15 protein-coding genes, 2 tRNA genes and 1 pseudogene are annotated in these 14,172 nt (G+C 67.0%); 11 read left to right on the plus strand and 7 right to left on the minus strand.

Features of this window, described 5'->3' with window-relative positions; genetic code table 11:
* Nucleotides 1–25: 25 nt before the first annotated feature.
* The 5 genes and pseudogenes from gyrA (at nt 26) to IEY88_RS26510 (ending at nt 5,435) form a co-directional block, all read left to right on the plus strand.
* A complete protein-coding gene (gyrA, locus tag IEY88_RS26495; protein ID WP_189157531.1) occupies nt 26–3,832 on the plus strand; it encodes an intein-containing DNA gyrase subunit A in 3,807 nt (1,268 codons plus the stop codon).
* Nucleotides 3,833–4,154: 322 nt separating this feature from the next.
* A complete protein-coding gene (locus tag IEY88_RS26500; RefSeq protein WP_373294192.1) occupies nt 4,155–4,856 on the plus strand; it encodes a DUF3566 domain-containing protein in 702 nt (233 codons plus the stop codon).
* Between the two features lie 73 nt (nt 4,857–4,929).
* Nucleotides 4,930–5,003, plus strand: a tRNA-Ile gene (locus IEY88_RS26505).
* Between the two features lie 199 nt (nt 5,004–5,202).
* Nucleotides 5,203–5,322: pseudogene (locus IEY88_RS44445) on the plus strand (DLW-39 family protein); the annotation flags it as partial.
* A gap of 40 nt (nt 5,323–5,362) precedes the next feature.
* A tRNA-Ala gene (locus IEY88_RS26510) sits at nt 5,363–5,435 on the plus strand.
* 134 nt (nt 5,436–5,569) lie between these two features.
* On the opposite strand, the gene IEY88_RS26515 is transcribed toward IEY88_RS26510, so the two are convergent.
* Nucleotides 5,570–5,962 carry a DoxX family protein gene (locus IEY88_RS26515; RefSeq protein ID WP_189157532.1) on the minus strand — a complete coding sequence of 131 codons (393 nt, stop codon included), beginning with the start codon at nt 5,960–5,962 and terminating at the stop codon, nt 5,570–5,572.
* Between the two features lie 109 nt (nt 5,963–6,071).
* Here IEY88_RS26515 and IEY88_RS26520 point away from each other — a divergent pair, with 109 nt between their 5' ends.
* Nucleotides 6,072–6,605: a DUF2020 domain-containing protein gene (locus tag IEY88_RS26520; protein WP_189157533.1), complete on the plus strand. Its 534-nt coding sequence runs from the start codon at nt 6,072–6,074 to the stop codon at nt 6,603–6,605.
* 1 nt (nt 6,606) lies between these two features.
* Here IEY88_RS26520 and IEY88_RS26525 read toward each other — a convergent pair whose 3' ends face one another.
* Nucleotides 6,607–7,176 carry a hypothetical protein gene (locus tag IEY88_RS26525; RefSeq protein WP_189157534.1) on the minus strand — a complete coding sequence of 190 codons (570 nt, stop codon included), beginning with the start codon at nt 7,174–7,176 and terminating at the stop codon, nt 6,607–6,609.
* Between the two features lie 94 nt (nt 7,177–7,270).
* Here IEY88_RS26525 and IEY88_RS26530 point away from each other — a divergent pair, with 94 nt between their 5' ends.
* Together IEY88_RS26530 and IEY88_RS26535 are read left to right on the plus strand one after the other, a co-directional pair.
* On the plus strand, nt 7,271–7,819 hold the full coding sequence (locus IEY88_RS26530) for a peptidylprolyl isomerase (protein WP_189157535.1): 549 nt from the start codon (nt 7,271–7,273) through the stop codon (nt 7,817–7,819).
* Entirely contained in the window at nt 7,816–8,733 is a 918-nt protein-coding gene (locus tag IEY88_RS26535; protein WP_229693774.1) for a rhomboid family intramembrane serine protease, read from the plus strand. The genes IEY88_RS26530 and IEY88_RS26535 overlap by 4 nt, the downstream gene beginning before the upstream one ends.
* 7 nt (nt 8,734–8,740) lie before the next feature.
* Here the strand turns inward: IEY88_RS26535 and IEY88_RS26540 are convergent, their stop codons facing one another.
* Nucleotides 8,741–9,136 carry a PH domain-containing protein gene (locus tag IEY88_RS26540; RefSeq protein WP_229693775.1) on the minus strand — a complete coding sequence of 132 codons (396 nt, stop codon included), beginning with the start codon at nt 9,134–9,136 and terminating at the stop codon, nt 8,741–8,743.
* Between the two features lie 234 nt (nt 9,137–9,370).
* On the minus strand, nt 9,371–9,637 hold the full coding sequence (gene crgA, locus IEY88_RS26545) for a cell division protein CrgA (RefSeq protein ID WP_030465604.1): 267 nt from the start codon (nt 9,635–9,637) through the stop codon (nt 9,371–9,373).
* Between the two features lie 144 nt (nt 9,638–9,781).
* On the opposite strand from crgA, the gene IEY88_RS26550 reads away from it, so the two are divergent.
* Together IEY88_RS26550 and IEY88_RS26555 are read left to right on the plus strand one after the other, a co-directional pair.
* On the plus strand, nt 9,782–11,050 hold the full coding sequence (locus tag IEY88_RS26550) for a class E sortase (RefSeq protein WP_229693776.1): 1,269 nt from the start codon (nt 9,782–9,784) through the stop codon (nt 11,048–11,050).
* Nucleotides 11,050–11,205 carry a hypothetical protein gene (locus IEY88_RS26555; protein WP_189157537.1) on the plus strand — a complete coding sequence of 52 codons (156 nt, stop codon included), beginning with the start codon at nt 11,050–11,052 and terminating at the stop codon, nt 11,203–11,205. The genes IEY88_RS26550 and IEY88_RS26555 overlap by 1 nt, the downstream gene beginning before the upstream one ends.
* Here the strand turns inward: IEY88_RS26555 and IEY88_RS26560 are convergent.
* The 3 genes from IEY88_RS26560 to IEY88_RS26570 form a co-directional block, all read right to left on the minus strand.
* Entirely contained in the window at nt 11,192–11,638 is a 447-nt protein-coding gene (locus IEY88_RS26560; protein ID WP_189157538.1) for a hypothetical protein, read from the minus strand. The two genes, IEY88_RS26555 and IEY88_RS26560, sit on opposite strands and share 14 nt — an antisense overlap.
* Nucleotides 11,635–11,937 (minus strand): hypothetical protein, encoded by a 303-nt coding sequence (locus IEY88_RS26565; RefSeq protein ID WP_189157539.1) that lies wholly within the window; start codon nt 11,935–11,937, stop codon nt 11,635–11,637. The genes IEY88_RS26560 and IEY88_RS26565 overlap by 4 nt, the downstream gene beginning before the upstream one ends.
* Before the next feature lie 85 nt (nt 11,938–12,022).
* Nucleotides 12,023–13,366 (minus strand): FAD-dependent oxidoreductase, encoded by a 1,344-nt coding sequence (locus IEY88_RS26570; RefSeq protein ID WP_189157540.1) that lies wholly within the window; start codon nt 13,364–13,366, stop codon nt 12,023–12,025.
* Nucleotides 13,367–13,443: 77 nt separating this feature from the next.
* Here IEY88_RS26570 and IEY88_RS26575 point away from each other — a divergent pair, with 77 nt between their 5' ends.
* Nucleotides 13,444–14,085, plus strand: a complete 642-nt coding sequence (locus IEY88_RS26575) for an aminodeoxychorismate/anthranilate synthase component II (protein ID WP_189157541.1) — start codon at nt 13,444–13,446, stop codon at nt 14,083–14,085.
* Nucleotides 14,086–14,172: the final 87 nt, after the last annotated feature.

Consider the following 14,172-nt stretch of genomic DNA (forward strand, 5'->3'; position numbering starts at 1 on the left):
TTTCTGGCGAGAAGGAAAGAGAACAGTGAGCGAGACGACTCTGCCCCCGCAGCACGACCGCATCGAGCCGGTCGAGATCCAGCAGGAGATGCAGAACTCGTACATCAACTACGCGATGTCCGTCATCGTGGGTCGTGCGCTGCCGGACGTGCGGGACGGGCTCAAGCCCGTGCACGTCCGCGTTCTGTACTCGATGTTCGACTCCGGCTTCCGCCCCGACCGCGGCTTCAACAAGTGCGCGCGCGTCGTCGGCGACGTGATGGGCAACTACCACCCCCACGGTGACTCGGCGATCTACGACGCGTTGGTGCGTCTCGCCCAGCCGTGGGCGCTGCGCTACCCGTTGATCCAGGGCCAGGGCAACTTCGGCTCTGTCGGCAACGATCCGGCCGCCGCCATGAGGTACTGCGTGCCTTCGCAAACGCGGATCAAGCTGGCTGACGGCTCGACCGTGCGGATCGGCGACATCGTGCCGGGTGCGCTGCCGAACAGCGACAACCCGATCGACCTCAAGGTGCTCGACCGCAACGGTGACCCGGTGCTGGCCGACATGCTGTTTCACTCTGGTGAGCACCCGACGTTGAAGCTGCGCACCAAGAACGGCTTCGAGCTCACCGGCACGCACAACCACCCGGTGCTGTGCCTGGTGACCGTGCTCGGTGTGCCGACGCTGCTGTGGAAGCTGCTGGAGGAGATCCAGCCGGGCGACCGCGTGGCCCTGCAGCGCACCCAGCAGGAGCTCGGCACCACCACGGTCGTCAAGGAGTACGCGGCGGGCATCCTCGCCGGCGGTTTCGTGAGCGAGGGCTTCGCATCGGAGACCCGCGCCGGCTTCAACAACATCGACAAGTCCTACTTCGACTTCGTGCTCGACTCATACGACCTCGTCGTAGGTGGTCGTCGGTATGTCGGCTCCCACGTCATCGAGTCGGGTTCGCTGCTGCACGAGCTGGACATCCAGAACCTGGCGGCGTTCCGCGAGAGCCCGCTCGCTGAGATGATCGGTCAGCGGAGCGCGGCCAAGCGCGTGCCGGAGTTCATTTGGCAGAGCGGTCACACGGTCAAGCGCGCATTCCTCAGCTCGTTGTTCACGGGTGACGGATCAGCTTCGGCGTTGCCGCGGAACACGGTGCAGATCTCGTACTCGACGCGCAGCGCTCAGTTGGCGCGCGAGGTGCAGCAGTTGCTGCTGGAGTTCGGTGTCGTCAGCTCGCAGGTGAGCTACGACAGCGGCGAGATCAAGGTCGTCATCACCAACCGCCGCGACGCGCGGTTGTTCTCGCAGCGCGTCGGCTTCCTCGGCACCAAGCAGGACAAGCTGGCCGCGATCCTCGACACGATTCCGGTCGAGAGCCGCGCGATGAGCAGCGACCACGTGCCGTTCGTCGGTGAGTACATCCGGTCGAACGGTGCGAGCCGCTGGACTGAGCAGGACTGGTTGCGTCGGCACAACGTCGACAGGATCGAGCGGTGGGAGTACAACCGCGACGAGATCGCCGAGCGGGTCACGAACCGTGAGGTGCTCGATGTCGTCGAACCGTTGGTGGACGGCCGGTTCTACTACGCAGAGGTCACTTCGGTGACGGACGCGGGTGTGCAGCCGGTGTTCAGCCTGCGGGTCGACACGGACGACCACGCGTTCGTCACGGACGGGTTCGTCAGCCACAACACGGAATGCCGGCTCTCCCCGTTGGCCATGCAGATGCTGGCCGACATCGAGGAAGACACCGTCGACTTCCGCGACAACTACGACGGCCGCATCCAGGAGCCGACGGTCCTGCCGTCGCGCATCCCGAACCTGCTGATCAACGGCAGCTCGGGCATCGCGGTCGGCATGGCGACCAACATCCCGCCGCACAACCTCCGCGAGGTCGCGGAGGGCGTCGTGTGGGCGTTGGACAACTTCGAGGCCTCCGACGAGGAGACCCTCGAAGCCATGATCGCCCGGATCAAGGGCCCCGACTTCCCGACGTACGGCCAGATCCTCGGCACCTCCGGCATCGAGGACGCGTACCGCACCGGCCGCGGCTCGGTCCGCATGCGCGCGGTCGTCGAGATGGACGAGGACGCCAAGGGCCGCACGATCCTGGTCGTCACCGAGCTGCCGTACCAGGTGAACCCGGACAACCTGGTCGAGAACATCGCGTCGCTGGTCCGCGACGCGAAGCTCACCGGCATCGCGAACATCGCCGACGAGTCGAACCGCCGCATCGGCATGCGCATCGTCGTCACGCTCAAGCGCGACGCGGTGGCGAAGGTCGTGCTGAACAACCTCTACAAGCACACCCAGCTGCAGTACTCGTTCGGTGTGAACATGTTGTCGCTGGTCGACGGTGTGCCGCGCACGCTGCGCCTCGACCAGATGATCCGCCACTACGTGAAGCACCAGATCGAGGTCATCGTCAGGCGCACGCGGTTCCGCCTGCGCAAGGCCGAGGAGCGCGCGCACATCCTGCGCGGCCTGGTGAAGGCGCTCGACCAGCTCGACGCCGTCATCGCGTTGATCCGGCGGTCCGAGACGCCGGACATCGCGCGCACGGGCCTGATGGAGCTCCTCGACGTCGACGAGGTCCAGGCCAACGCGATCCTCGAGATGCAGCTCCGCCGCCTCGCGGCCCTGGAGCGCCAGAAGATCATCGACCAGTTGTCCGAGATCGAGGTCGAGATCGCTGACCTGAAGGACATCCTCGAGAAGCCGGAGCGGCAGCGCACGATCGTGCGCGACGAGCTCACGGCGATCGTGGACAAGTTCGGCGACGACCGCCGCACGAAGATCATCCCGTTCGACGGCGACGTGTCCATGGAGGACCTGATCGCGGTCGAGGACGTGGTCGTCACGATCACGCGCACCGGCTACGCGAAGCGCACCAAGACCGACCTCTACCGGGCGCAGAAGCGTGGCGGCAAGGGCGTGCAGGGCGCACAGCTCAAGCAGGACGACATCGTCGCGCACTTCTTCGTGTGCTCGACGCACGACTGGATCCTGTTCTTCACGAACAAGGGTCGTGTGTACCGCACGAAGGCGTACGAGCTGCCCGAGGCGAACCGCAACGCGCGTGGCCAGCACGTCGCGAACCTCCTCGCGTTCCAGCCGGACGAGGAGATCGCGCAGGTCATCCAGATCAAGAACTACGAGGTGTCGCCGTACCTCGTGCTCGCCACCCGGAAGGGTCTGGTCAAGAAGTCGAAGCTCACCGACTTCGATTCCAACCGATCGGGTGGACTTATCGGCATCAACCTCCGTGAGGACGACGAGCTCGTCGGAGCCGTGCTGTGCTCGGCAGATGACGACCTGCTCATGGTGTCCGCCGACGGCCAGTCGATTCGCTTCCACGCGACCGACGACGTGCTGCGTCCGATGGGTCGTGCCACGTCAGGCGTGCAGGGCATGCGTTTCAACGCCGATGACGAGCTGCTCTCCGTCGGCGTCGTCCAAGAAGGACTGTTCGTTTTGGTCGCGACGGACGGTGGGTACTCGAAGCGAACGCCCATCGAGGACTACCCGGTCCAGGGGCGTGGCGGCAAGGGTGTGCTGACCATTCAGCACGACCGCCGACGTGGCAGGCTGGTAGGCGCGCTCATCGTCGACGTCGACGACGAGCTCTACGCCATCACCTCGAGCGGCGGGGTCATCAGGACTCGGGCCGAGCAGGTGCGCAAGGCTGGACGGCAGACGAAGGGCGTGCGGCTGATGAACCTCGGTGAGAGCACCACTTTGATCGCCGTCGCACGCAACGCGGATGAGGCCGTCGACGTCACTATCGGTGAGACGTCTGTCGCGGAGGATTCTGCCGTCGACGAGGCAGCCACCCCCACCGACTCGGCCGAGTAGCCGGAATCGCTAGCGAGAGGTCAAGGACAAGCTCGTGACTCCACCCGAGAACCGCGAAGGTCGGGACGCGGACAAGACCGCGGTGATCACCAAACCGACTCCGCAGAATTCCGTGCCCAAGCCCGCCGAGAAGAAGGCGGACTCGGCAGCGGCCTCCGGTTCCTCGGGTGGAACCGCGCAGGACAAGACCAAGCCCGTGTCGGCGGAGAAAGCGGCCGAGGCCGCCGCCCCCGTGCAGGAGAAGCCGAGCGCACCCGCGCAGGAGAAGCCGGCGACTCCCGCTCCGGCAGCCACCCCGGCCGCGCCGGCGGAGGAGAAGACGGTGTCGCTCGGCGCCGCCGCTCCGACCCCGGCGCCGGCCGCGGACGAGCCGGTCGTCGTCTCGACACCGCCGCCCTGGCAGCGCGTGACGAACGACACGGAAGCGGCTCAGAGCGACACGACCGAGACGTACACGGCTCCGGCCGCGCCGCCCGTGCCGTCCGCCGCTGAACCGGCCCCCGCCTTCCCGCAGACCGACCCGGACACCGTCAAGGTGCAGAAGCCGGTGGTCACGGGCTCGGCAGTGCCGGTCGGCCTCGGCAGCAGCCGCACGTCGGTGAACATGGGCAGCAGCGGGGCCCGCCCCGCCGCGTCCACCCCGTCGGCCCGCCGCCCCGGCCGCGGCCCGCGTCGCGCCTCGCTCCAGGTGAAGCGCGTCGACCCGTGGTCGGTCCTCAAGCTCGCCCTGGTGCTGGGCGTCGCGCTGTTCTTCGTGTGGCTCGTGGCGGTCGGCGTGCTCTACGGTGTCCTGCACGGCATGGGCGTCTGGGACAAGATCAACAGCACCGCGAACGACCTGCTCCAGGCCAACGAGCCGGGCGAACCGCTGATCAGTGCCGGCCGCGTGTTCGGCGTCTCGGCGATCATCGGCGCCGTCAACATCGTGCTGTTCACGGCCCTCGCGACCGTCGGCGCGTTCGTCTACAACGTGTCCGCGGATCTGGCCGGTGGCTTGGAGTTGACGCTCTCCGAGCGTGAGTGACCCCCGATTTGGGAGCGGCGAGGACGATCCTGTAAGGTTCTCCTCGTCGCCCCAAGGGGTGACAGTTGATCGAGGGCCTATAGCTCAGGCGGTTAGAGCGCTTCACTGATAATGAAGAGGTCGGAGGTTCAAGTCCTCCTAGGCCCACTCGATTCGGGGACAATTGTGTCGGCAGAAAGCGCCGACCACAGCCCGAATCATCGTTTCTTATCTGGGGGCCAAGCCCCCAGACCCCCGGCCGGGGGCAAGCCCCCGGAACCCCCATCACAGTTGATCGCTCAGCGCCGGACCGGTTGCTGTAACGTGGTGGGGTCGCTTGCTTTTTGGTCTTTGGGAGGGATTCGAAGTGGCTAAGAAGATCATCGCACTCGTCGTGGTCGCCGGTGCGGTTCTGTTCTTCGTGAAGCGCAGCCGTTCGGCCAAGGCCGACGCGGACCTGTGGCGCGAGGCCACCGCTCCCACCGACTGATCTTCGCTCTGACGGGTGGTCCGCCGCCCTCAGGCTCGGGGACGTAGCTCAATTGGCAGAGCACCGCCTTTGCAAGGCGGGGGTTAGGGGTTCGATTCCCCTCGTCTCCACGTATCAATGGCTCGTGCTCGCAAAGAGCGCGAGCCATTTGCTTTCCGGGGCCGAGCCCCACTCTCTCGTGCTGAAGCCCTCGTTCGCGGCGTTGCGAACGAGGGCTTCAGTGCATTGTGGGTGTCACTTCACGTCACGCTGCGGCTAGTGACTTCTTCGGGCTCTTGCGCAGGGCGTCGATGCTCCAGGCGCCTGCGCCCGTGAAGGCCAGCAGGAGGAACGCCCAGGAGTAGATCGCCGCCAGTTCGCCGCCGTTCTCGATCGGGAGCAGGGCCTTCGGCTGGTGGACGACGAAGTAGGCGTAGGCCATGGCGCCCGAGCTGAGCAGAGCGGCCCAGCGGGTCCAGAGGCCGATGGCGATCAGGCCGCCGCCGATCAGTTCGATCAGGGCCATGGGGCCGGAGGGCCACGAGATCAGGTCGACGCCCTTGGACAGTTTCTGCACCCCGTGGAACACGAAGAACAGGCCGATGATGATGCGGAAGAGCGCGAGGGCGTGCTCTCGTCGTTGCTCCAGGAACTCCATGATCGGGTCCTTCCGGGGGGGCGGGGGCAGGGGGCAGGCACAAAAGGTATGGACCAATTTAGAGTGTGCCGCTCAAGGCGCTTTTGGTATCTGGTTGACTGTTGCCCCTATGAAACGAGCACTGTTGCTGCCCCTGCTCGGCGTCCTCGCCGCGTGTGGCACCCCTGATGCCCAGAACGCGCCGGTGCCGACGACGCAGACCAAGCAGGTCACCACCACGACCAGCGCGGCTCCGACAGTGCCGCCCGCGCCCCAGCCCGCGAACGACGGCACCTGCCCGTACCTGGCGACCGCTTTCGTGGCTGAAGCCAACGGTCAGCGTGTACCCAAAGTGAAACTGTCAACGGACGAACCTCACCCAACGTGTTTTTTCTACGCCAATGCAACTGAGGTTCAGTTGACCGTGCGTGTGTACGTGGGTGCCGAGAGCGTTGCGAAGCTCATCGTGAACGAGGCGGCGCCGGATGGTTCACAGCCCGCGAACTCGCCCACCGGCTGGACCGGAGGGTACGTGAACGACAACAGCGGCGTCGTCTACGCCGTGGCGAAGAACGACGCCGCTGTGGTCGTCACGAGCAATCAAAAGCAGTCGATCAAGGCCCGGCGCATCGCCGAAGAGGCGATCAAGGGCCTGAAGCTCTGACCTACCTGATCGGCTCCTTCTGGGACGGCACCTGGCCGTTGAGGACGGGCTCCGCGTGCGGGGCCTGCTCCTCGTCGTCCTGCAGCTGGATCTCCTGCGGCCTGCGCGTCATCGCGACGTAGCCGGCAGCCGCGGCCGCGATCAGCAGACCCAGCACCCACGGCCAGCGACGGCGCTTCGGTGCGTCGGCACCGAGCTGGGCCGCGGCCTTGCGGATCTCCTTGGCGCGCACCTTCGCGTCCTTGCGGGCGCCCTTGGCCGCCTTCTTCACTTCCTTGCGCACGACCTCGGCCTTGCCCATGAGGTCGGCGCGCGTCTTCGCGCTCTTCTTGGCGAGCCGCTTGCGTGAGCGGCGCGTCTGCTTCTCCCAGTCCTCGGCCTTGCCCATGAGCGTGTCTGCCCGCTCGACGAGTGCGCCGCGAACCTGGTCTGCTGTGATGCCGCGGTCGGCCAGCTTGGCCTCGGCGACGTGACCAGCGCGAACGACTCCCTGGCGGGCGGCCTTCAGACCGGTGCCGACAGCCTTGCCAACGTTCTCGCCGGCCCGGGTCATGACGTCCACCTCGTCCATCCTCTGCTCCACACGTTGTCGTCCGGTGATGTCAACAGGTGTACCCATCGTGCCCGTTTCTGAACATCGCCGCCTGTGATGGCACGATGGGGTGGTGGCTGACAGCAACGAATCCTTCGTCGGGACCAAGGTGACGGCGACCCTGCACACCACGCAGGGCGACATCCGGATCAACCTCCTCCCCGACCACGCCCCCAAGACGGTGGCGAACTTCGTCGGGCTCGCCGAGGGCACCAAGGACTACACCGAGGCGAACGCGAGCGGTACCAAGTCGGGTCCGTTCTACGACGGCACCCTGTTCCACCGCGTCATCGCGGGCTTCATGCTCCAGACCGGAGACCCGACCGGTACCGGTCGCGGTGGCCCCGGCTACCGCTTCGCCGACGAGTTCCACTCGGACCTCCAGTTCAACAGGCCGTACATCCTCGCGATGGCGAACGCCGGGCCCAACACCAACGGGTCCCAGTTCTTCATCACCGTGGCGCCGACGACGTGGCTGAACTTCAAGCACACGATCTTCGGTGAGGTCGCGGACCAGGAGTCGCGCAACGTCGTCGACGCGATCGGCGGCACCACGACCGGCGCGGGCGACCGTCCGGTCAACGACATCAAGATCGAGCGGATCACGATCGAACGCGCGTGAGCAACGCCCCCGTGCCACCGGACGGGCCGATCGGAGCGCAGCCGGACCTACCGGTCTGCGTGCGTCATTCCGATCGGCCCACCCGGCTGCGCTGCTCCAGGTGCGACCGTCCGGCGTGCCCGGACTGTCTGCGCGACGCCTCGGTCGGCATGCACTGCGTCGACTGCGTGAACGAGGGCGCCCGTTCGGTCCGCCAGGCCCGCACGTCCGCGGGCGCGGTGGTGTCGACCGGCAGGCCGATCATCACGCAGGTGATGATCGCGCTCAACGTGATCGCCTACGTGGTCACGGTCGTCCAGTCCGGCAGCCCGATGAACAACCAGCGGGCCGGCCTGTTCACGGCGACGTCGATGATCCCGGAGCTCACCGCCAACGGTGAGTGGTGGCGCATCCTGACGTCGGGCTTCATGCACTTCGGCCTGATCCACCTCGCGCTCAACATGGCGGCGCTGTTCGTCGTGGGTCCGGTGGTCGAGCAGGAGCTGGGCAAGCTGCGGTACAGCGCCGTGTACTTCCTGTCGCTGCTCGGCGGCAGTGCGGCCGCGTTCTACTTCGGCACCGTCTGCCAGCAGCTCGCCGGAGCGTCCGGCGCGGTGTTCGGCCTGATGGGCGCGCTGCTGATCGTGTTCAAGCGGCAGAAGCGGGACATCTCGACGATCCTCGTGGTCGTCGGCATCAACCTGGTGTCGAACCTCTTCACCAACGCCTCGCTGCTCGGGCACCTGGGCGGGTTCGTGATCGGTGGCCTGCTGACGCTCGCGCTGGTCAGGGCACCGCGGAAGAACCGCGACGCCTACCAGATCGGCGCTGTGGCGGCGGCCGCGTTGTTGCTCGGAGTCATGTTCGTGTTGCGTGCCTCCGAACTCGACACAGCGGCGGAACTCGTCCTCGAGTACGCCAGGACGTGCCGCTAGAACTGATTCACGGCCGCAGCGCGTGCAGCACTCCGGCGACTTCTTCGGGGTCGGCGCCGAGGTCCAATCTCGTGAGCACCACGAGGCGGTCGTCGGCGTCGAGTTCCAACGTCTGCTGTTCCCTGCCGAGCCGGCGGGTGGTCTGCAGCTTCACCTTCACCTCGTGCCACGGCAGCAGCGTCGTGCCCGCGAACCCGCGCACGGCCAGGCCATCGGCGTCCGCGGTGAGCCTGGGCCGCGCGATCGTGGCGAACGCCGCGAGGCAGGTGACCAGCAACGTCGCCAGTCCGATGAGGAGACGGCCCGCGTTGTCGTCGGCGAGGAACGCCGCGACGGCGAGAGCGAGGGCGGCCACCCACGCGACGGCGACCAGCGAGACGGGCGTCGACCAGGTTCGAGTCACACTGTCGAGTGTCCCGCATGAAATGTGGACAACTGAACGGGTCCGCATGAGGGAAAACCGTCGCTTGTGCATTTTGGTGCAAAGTTGTCCACAGGACTTGTCCCCAATGGGGATGACTTACAGCTGTGTGCTTCGGTGACGCTCGGATGAACCAGGTGAACCTGGAGCGAACAAAGGTCGGCCCGGACGTGTGACGTCCGGGCCGACCTCTACGAACGGTGACTTGCCGAGCGCCTAGCGCCAGCGCATCGTCATCAGCAGGCCGATGATCATCAGCGCGAAGCCGATCGCGAAGTTCCACGCGCCCAGCTCGAGCATGAACGGGATCTTCTCGGCGGCGATGTAGTTGACGACCAGCCACGCGAGGCCCAGCAGCATGAAGCCGAGCATGACAACGACGTAGACCGGGTGAGACGGCCCCGCTGCCTTGACCTTGACCGGCGTGCGGCGGTCAGTGGGTGCGGTGTAGACCGCCTTCTTCCGGACCTTCGACTTGGGCATGCTGTCCTCGCCTGACGTGGAATCCGTGAGTGACGCAAGTTTACGTGCACTACTCGGTAGACACGTTAACGTAGCGGCGGTGGTCAGCGAACCATCCTTGTAGACGCAGTTGTTTTCAGTTCACAGTCCGTGCGGAGGTTCTAGGTGAACTCGGGACCCCAGCAGCCGCCTCCACGGCGTCCTGTACCTCGTCGTGACGACCTGCAGCACGTGCGGGCCTCGCAGTCGCCCCAGCCTGTACCGCCGCCGGAGGCGACCCAGTTCACCAGCGCTTTCTCCGGAAGTCTCCCGCCGAACGGCCAGGCGCAGCACCGCCGGCCGCCGCCGTTCCAGCCACCGCCGCCGTTCCAGCCACCGCCGCTGCAGGGTCCGCCACCGGGCACGCCCGCGCGCGGGATGCCGCAGCCGGGTCGTCCCGGCCCGCCTCCCGGAACGCCGCCGGGCGGGATGCCCCGCCGGCCGATGCCTCCGCGTCCGCGCCCGGTCGATCCCCCCACCGAGGTGATCCCGCGCGTCGAGGACGACTACGACGACGAGTACTACGACGATGACGAGTACTACGACGACGAGCCGGCGCCCAAGGACGCCCTGCCGCCGGACAGCCTCGCGCGCAAGACCGTGCGCGGCGTCGGCGAAGCCCTCATCACGATGGGCCTGGTCGTACTGCTGTTCGTCGTCTACGAGGTCTACGTGACGGACCTGCTCTCCGCGGAGAAGCAGCAGGACGCGACCGCCGCGCTCGACTCCGAATGGAGCTCGAACGTCGTCACGCCGCCCCCGGCCGACCCGAACCGCAAGTCGCAGCTCAACCTCATCGAGGGCAAGGCCTTCGCGAAGATGTACATCCCGGTCTTCGGCAACGACTGGAAGTTCTCCGTCGTCGAGGGCACCACGGACAAGCACCTCGAGATCGGCCCCGGCCACTACAAGGACACCGCCCAGCCGGGCGAGGCGGGCAACTTCTCCATCGCGGGCCACCGCGTCGGCAAGGGCGCGCCGTTCAACGACCTCGACCTGCTCCAGTCCTGCAACTCGATCGTCGTGCAGACCCAGACCCAGTGGTTCGTCTACCGCGTCCTGCCGATGAGCAGCGAGGTGGCGGGCTGGGCGACGAACCCGAAGTCGAAGGAAGCCGCCTGCACCGGCGTCGCCCCGCTGTCGACGACGCTGGGTGACGCGTACGCGAAGACCGTCGGCCAGGAGATCGTCGTTCCGACCCAGGGCGAGGTCATCGCACCGATCCCGCACCACGTGGGCGCCCCCGTGCCCGCCGACAAGCAGGCCCGCCTGCTGACCCTGACGACCTGCCACCCGCGTTTTTCGGACAAGCAGCGGCTGATCGTGCACGCCATCGAGACCAAGAGCTACCCGGTGGCCGACGGCTTCGTGCCGCCAGAGATGACGGAGGGCTGATGTACAGCTGGATCTGGCGGCACCTGCCGGGCCCGCTGTACCTGCGGGTCGTCGAGGCGGTCGTGCTGGTCGTCGGCATCGTCGCGCTGCTGATGTTCGTGGTGTTCCCGTGGGCGGAGCCGAAGCTGCCGTTCAACAACGTCACGACGCAGTGAGCCGCTCCTCGGCGAGTCGCAGGTACTCGCGGACGTAGCCGAGGAACGGCTCGGGGTCGGTGTCGTACCGCGCCAGCGCCCAGTACACCCCGTCCTCCTCGTCGTTCACCCTCTGAGTGATGCGCCAGGTCGCGTCGTCCCACTCGGCACGCGGCACACCGGCGACGACCTGTAGAGCGGCTTCGCGGCCGAGGAACCAGTCGGCGTCCTCGTAGGACATCGGTGTGATGCCGAGTTCGAGGAGGACCTGCTCGACCAGTGCATCGGCGTCCCGCTTCTCGAGCCTGGTCGGTGACTCGCCGGCGAGTTCCCGCAGAGCGGGGGAGTCGATGCCCGCGACCAGCATGTCGCACGCGAGCCACACGACCCGTTCCGGGTCGATCGCGTTGTCGGCGAGGTCGACGTTGAGGCGGAGCAGCGCGTCGGAACTCATGCCGTCCACCTCGTGAGCTCGGCGTCGGCGGTGCTGATGATTTCTTCGAGCGACAGCGCTCCCGGCAAGAGATCGACGTTGTCGAGTTCCAAGCCGAACGACCACAGCACGGTCAGCAGCGCCGCGTCCGGCGTGCAGGTGGACCTGACGGACGCGCTGGCCAACTCAACCACGGCGGGCATGTCCACCTCGGCGACGAGCAGGTCGCACGCGAGCCGGATCGCGTCCTCGGTCGACAGCCTGGTGGCGGCGAGGTCGACGTTGAGGCGAAGTAAGCGGTCGCGGAGCTTGGTGTTCACGAGCTAAGTGTCCGTGTGGGCGCGACCGAAATAAGTGAAACCGCCACCGGTCCCACACGGTGGCGGTTTCATCGAGGAACGGCGATCAGCCGTTCGAGATCGTGGTCATCTCCTCGCGCGAAACGACCTTCACGCGCTCACGGCCGTGTGCCGCACCCAGTGCGATCTCGTGCGCGTCGAGCCTGCTCCAGCCCTCGTTCGTCACGAACGGCACGCCGCGCTGCTCCAGGAACTCGACCACCGACGCCGGCGAGGGCGAGGTGGCGGGAGGCAGTGCGGCGGCGTCTTCCAGGAGGCTGGTGATGGTCTCGAGGGCGTCGCCCTTGGTGTGGCCGATGAGGCCGATCGGGCCGCGCTTGATCCAGCCCGTCGTGTAGACGCCGGGCATGGGCACCTCGTCGAGGTCCAGCACGCGGCCGGCGAGGTGGGGGATCGTGCCCGAGACGTGGTCGAACGGGATGTCGGCCAGGTGCGTCGAGAGGTAGCCGACCGCGCGGTACACGGCCTGGACGTCCCAGTCGGTGAAGGTGCCGGTGCCCCGGACGTTGCCGTCGCCGGTCAGTTCCTGGGTCTCGGTGCGCAGGCCGGTGACGTGGTCGGTGCCGAGCACCTCGACCGGTGCTTCGAGGAAGTGCAGGTGCAGGCGGCGGGGGCGGGTGCCGACGTCGCGGATCGCCCACTCCTGGAGGGTCTTCACGATCATCTCGACCTGCTTGTTGGTCCTGATCGCGTGCATCGAGGCCTCGTCGAACTCGATGCCCTCGGCGTGGACGATGACCTCGACGTTCGGGGAGTGGTCGAGCTCGCGCAGTTCCAGCGGCGTGAACTTCGCCTGGGCCGGGCCTCGGCGGCCGAAGACGTGCACGTCGGTGACGGGGGAGGACGCGAGGCCCTCGTAGACGTTCGACGGGATCTCGGTGACCAGCAGCTCGTCCGCGGTCTTGGCCAGGATGCGGGCGACGTCCAGGGCGACGTTGCCGACGCCGAGCACCGCGACGGACTCGGCGGTCAGCGGCCAGGTGCGCGGGACGTCGGGGTGGCCGTCGTACCAGGACACGAAGTCCGCGGCGCCGTAGCTGCCGGGCAGGTCGATGCCGGGGACGTCGAGGGCGCGGTCGGCCATGGCGCCGGTGGAGAAGATGACGGCGTCGTAGAACTGGCGCAGGTCGTCGAGCTTGATGTCGACGCCGTACTCGACGTTGCCGAAGAAGCGGACGGACGGCCGGTCGAGCACCTTCTGCAGGGCCGTGACGATGCCCTTGATGCGCGGGTGGTCGGGTGCGACGCCGTAGCGGACCAGGCCGTAAGGGGCCGGCAGCTTCTCGAAGAGGTCGATCTGCGCGTCGACGTCGGACTTGGTGAGGATGTCGGCGGCGTACACGCCTGCCGGTCCAGCGCCGACGATGGCGACGCGCAAGGGGCGACTCATGACACCTATTTTAGGGTAGCCTTACCTGCATGGAGACGAGAGCTAACTCACTCGACTCGACCGACTAGGCTCTCTTCATGCGCGTGCTCGTGGTCGACAACTACGACAGCTTCGTCTACAACCTGGTCCAGTACCTGGCACAGCTGGGTGCGGAGTGCGTCGTGCGGCGCAACGACGAGGTGGACCTCGATGAGATCGGCAAGGTCGACGGTGTCCTCGTCAGCCCCGGCCCCGGTACGCCGGAGCGCGCGGGCGCGAGCATCGACGTCATCAAGAAGTGCGCCGACATCGGCAAACCCGTCTTCGGCGTGTGCCTCGGCCACCAGGCCATCGGTGTGGTCTGGGGCGGCACGGTGGATCGCGCGCCCGAGTTGTTGCACGGCAAGACGAGCATCGTCTTCCACGAGGGCAAGGGTGTGCTCGCCGGCGTGCCGCAGCCGTTCATCGCGACGCGCTACCACTCGTTGACGGTGCTGCCGGAGACGATCCCGGCGGAGTTCGAGGTCACCGGCAAGACCGAGACCGGCATCGTGATGGGCATGCGCCACAAGGAACTCCCGGTCGAGGGTGTGCAGTTCCACCCCGAGTCGGTGCTGACCGACGGCGGCCACCGGATGCTCGCGAACTGGCTGAAGGTCTGCGGCTTCGAGGTGCCCGAGTCCACGGTCGCGACGCTCGAGAGCGGCATGCGCACGCTCGCCGCGGCCGCGCGCCTCTAGTCCAAAAAAAGGGGGCGGCTTCCCAACTGAACTGGTCCCCGGAAGTTGGACTGGCTAACTGAAGGTTAGGTCGCGAGGGTCTGGGCT

This window comes from Lentzea pudingi, from assembly GCF_014646255.1.
Lineage (GTDB): Bacteria > Actinomycetota > Actinomycetes > Mycobacteriales > Pseudonocardiaceae > Lentzea > Lentzea pudingi.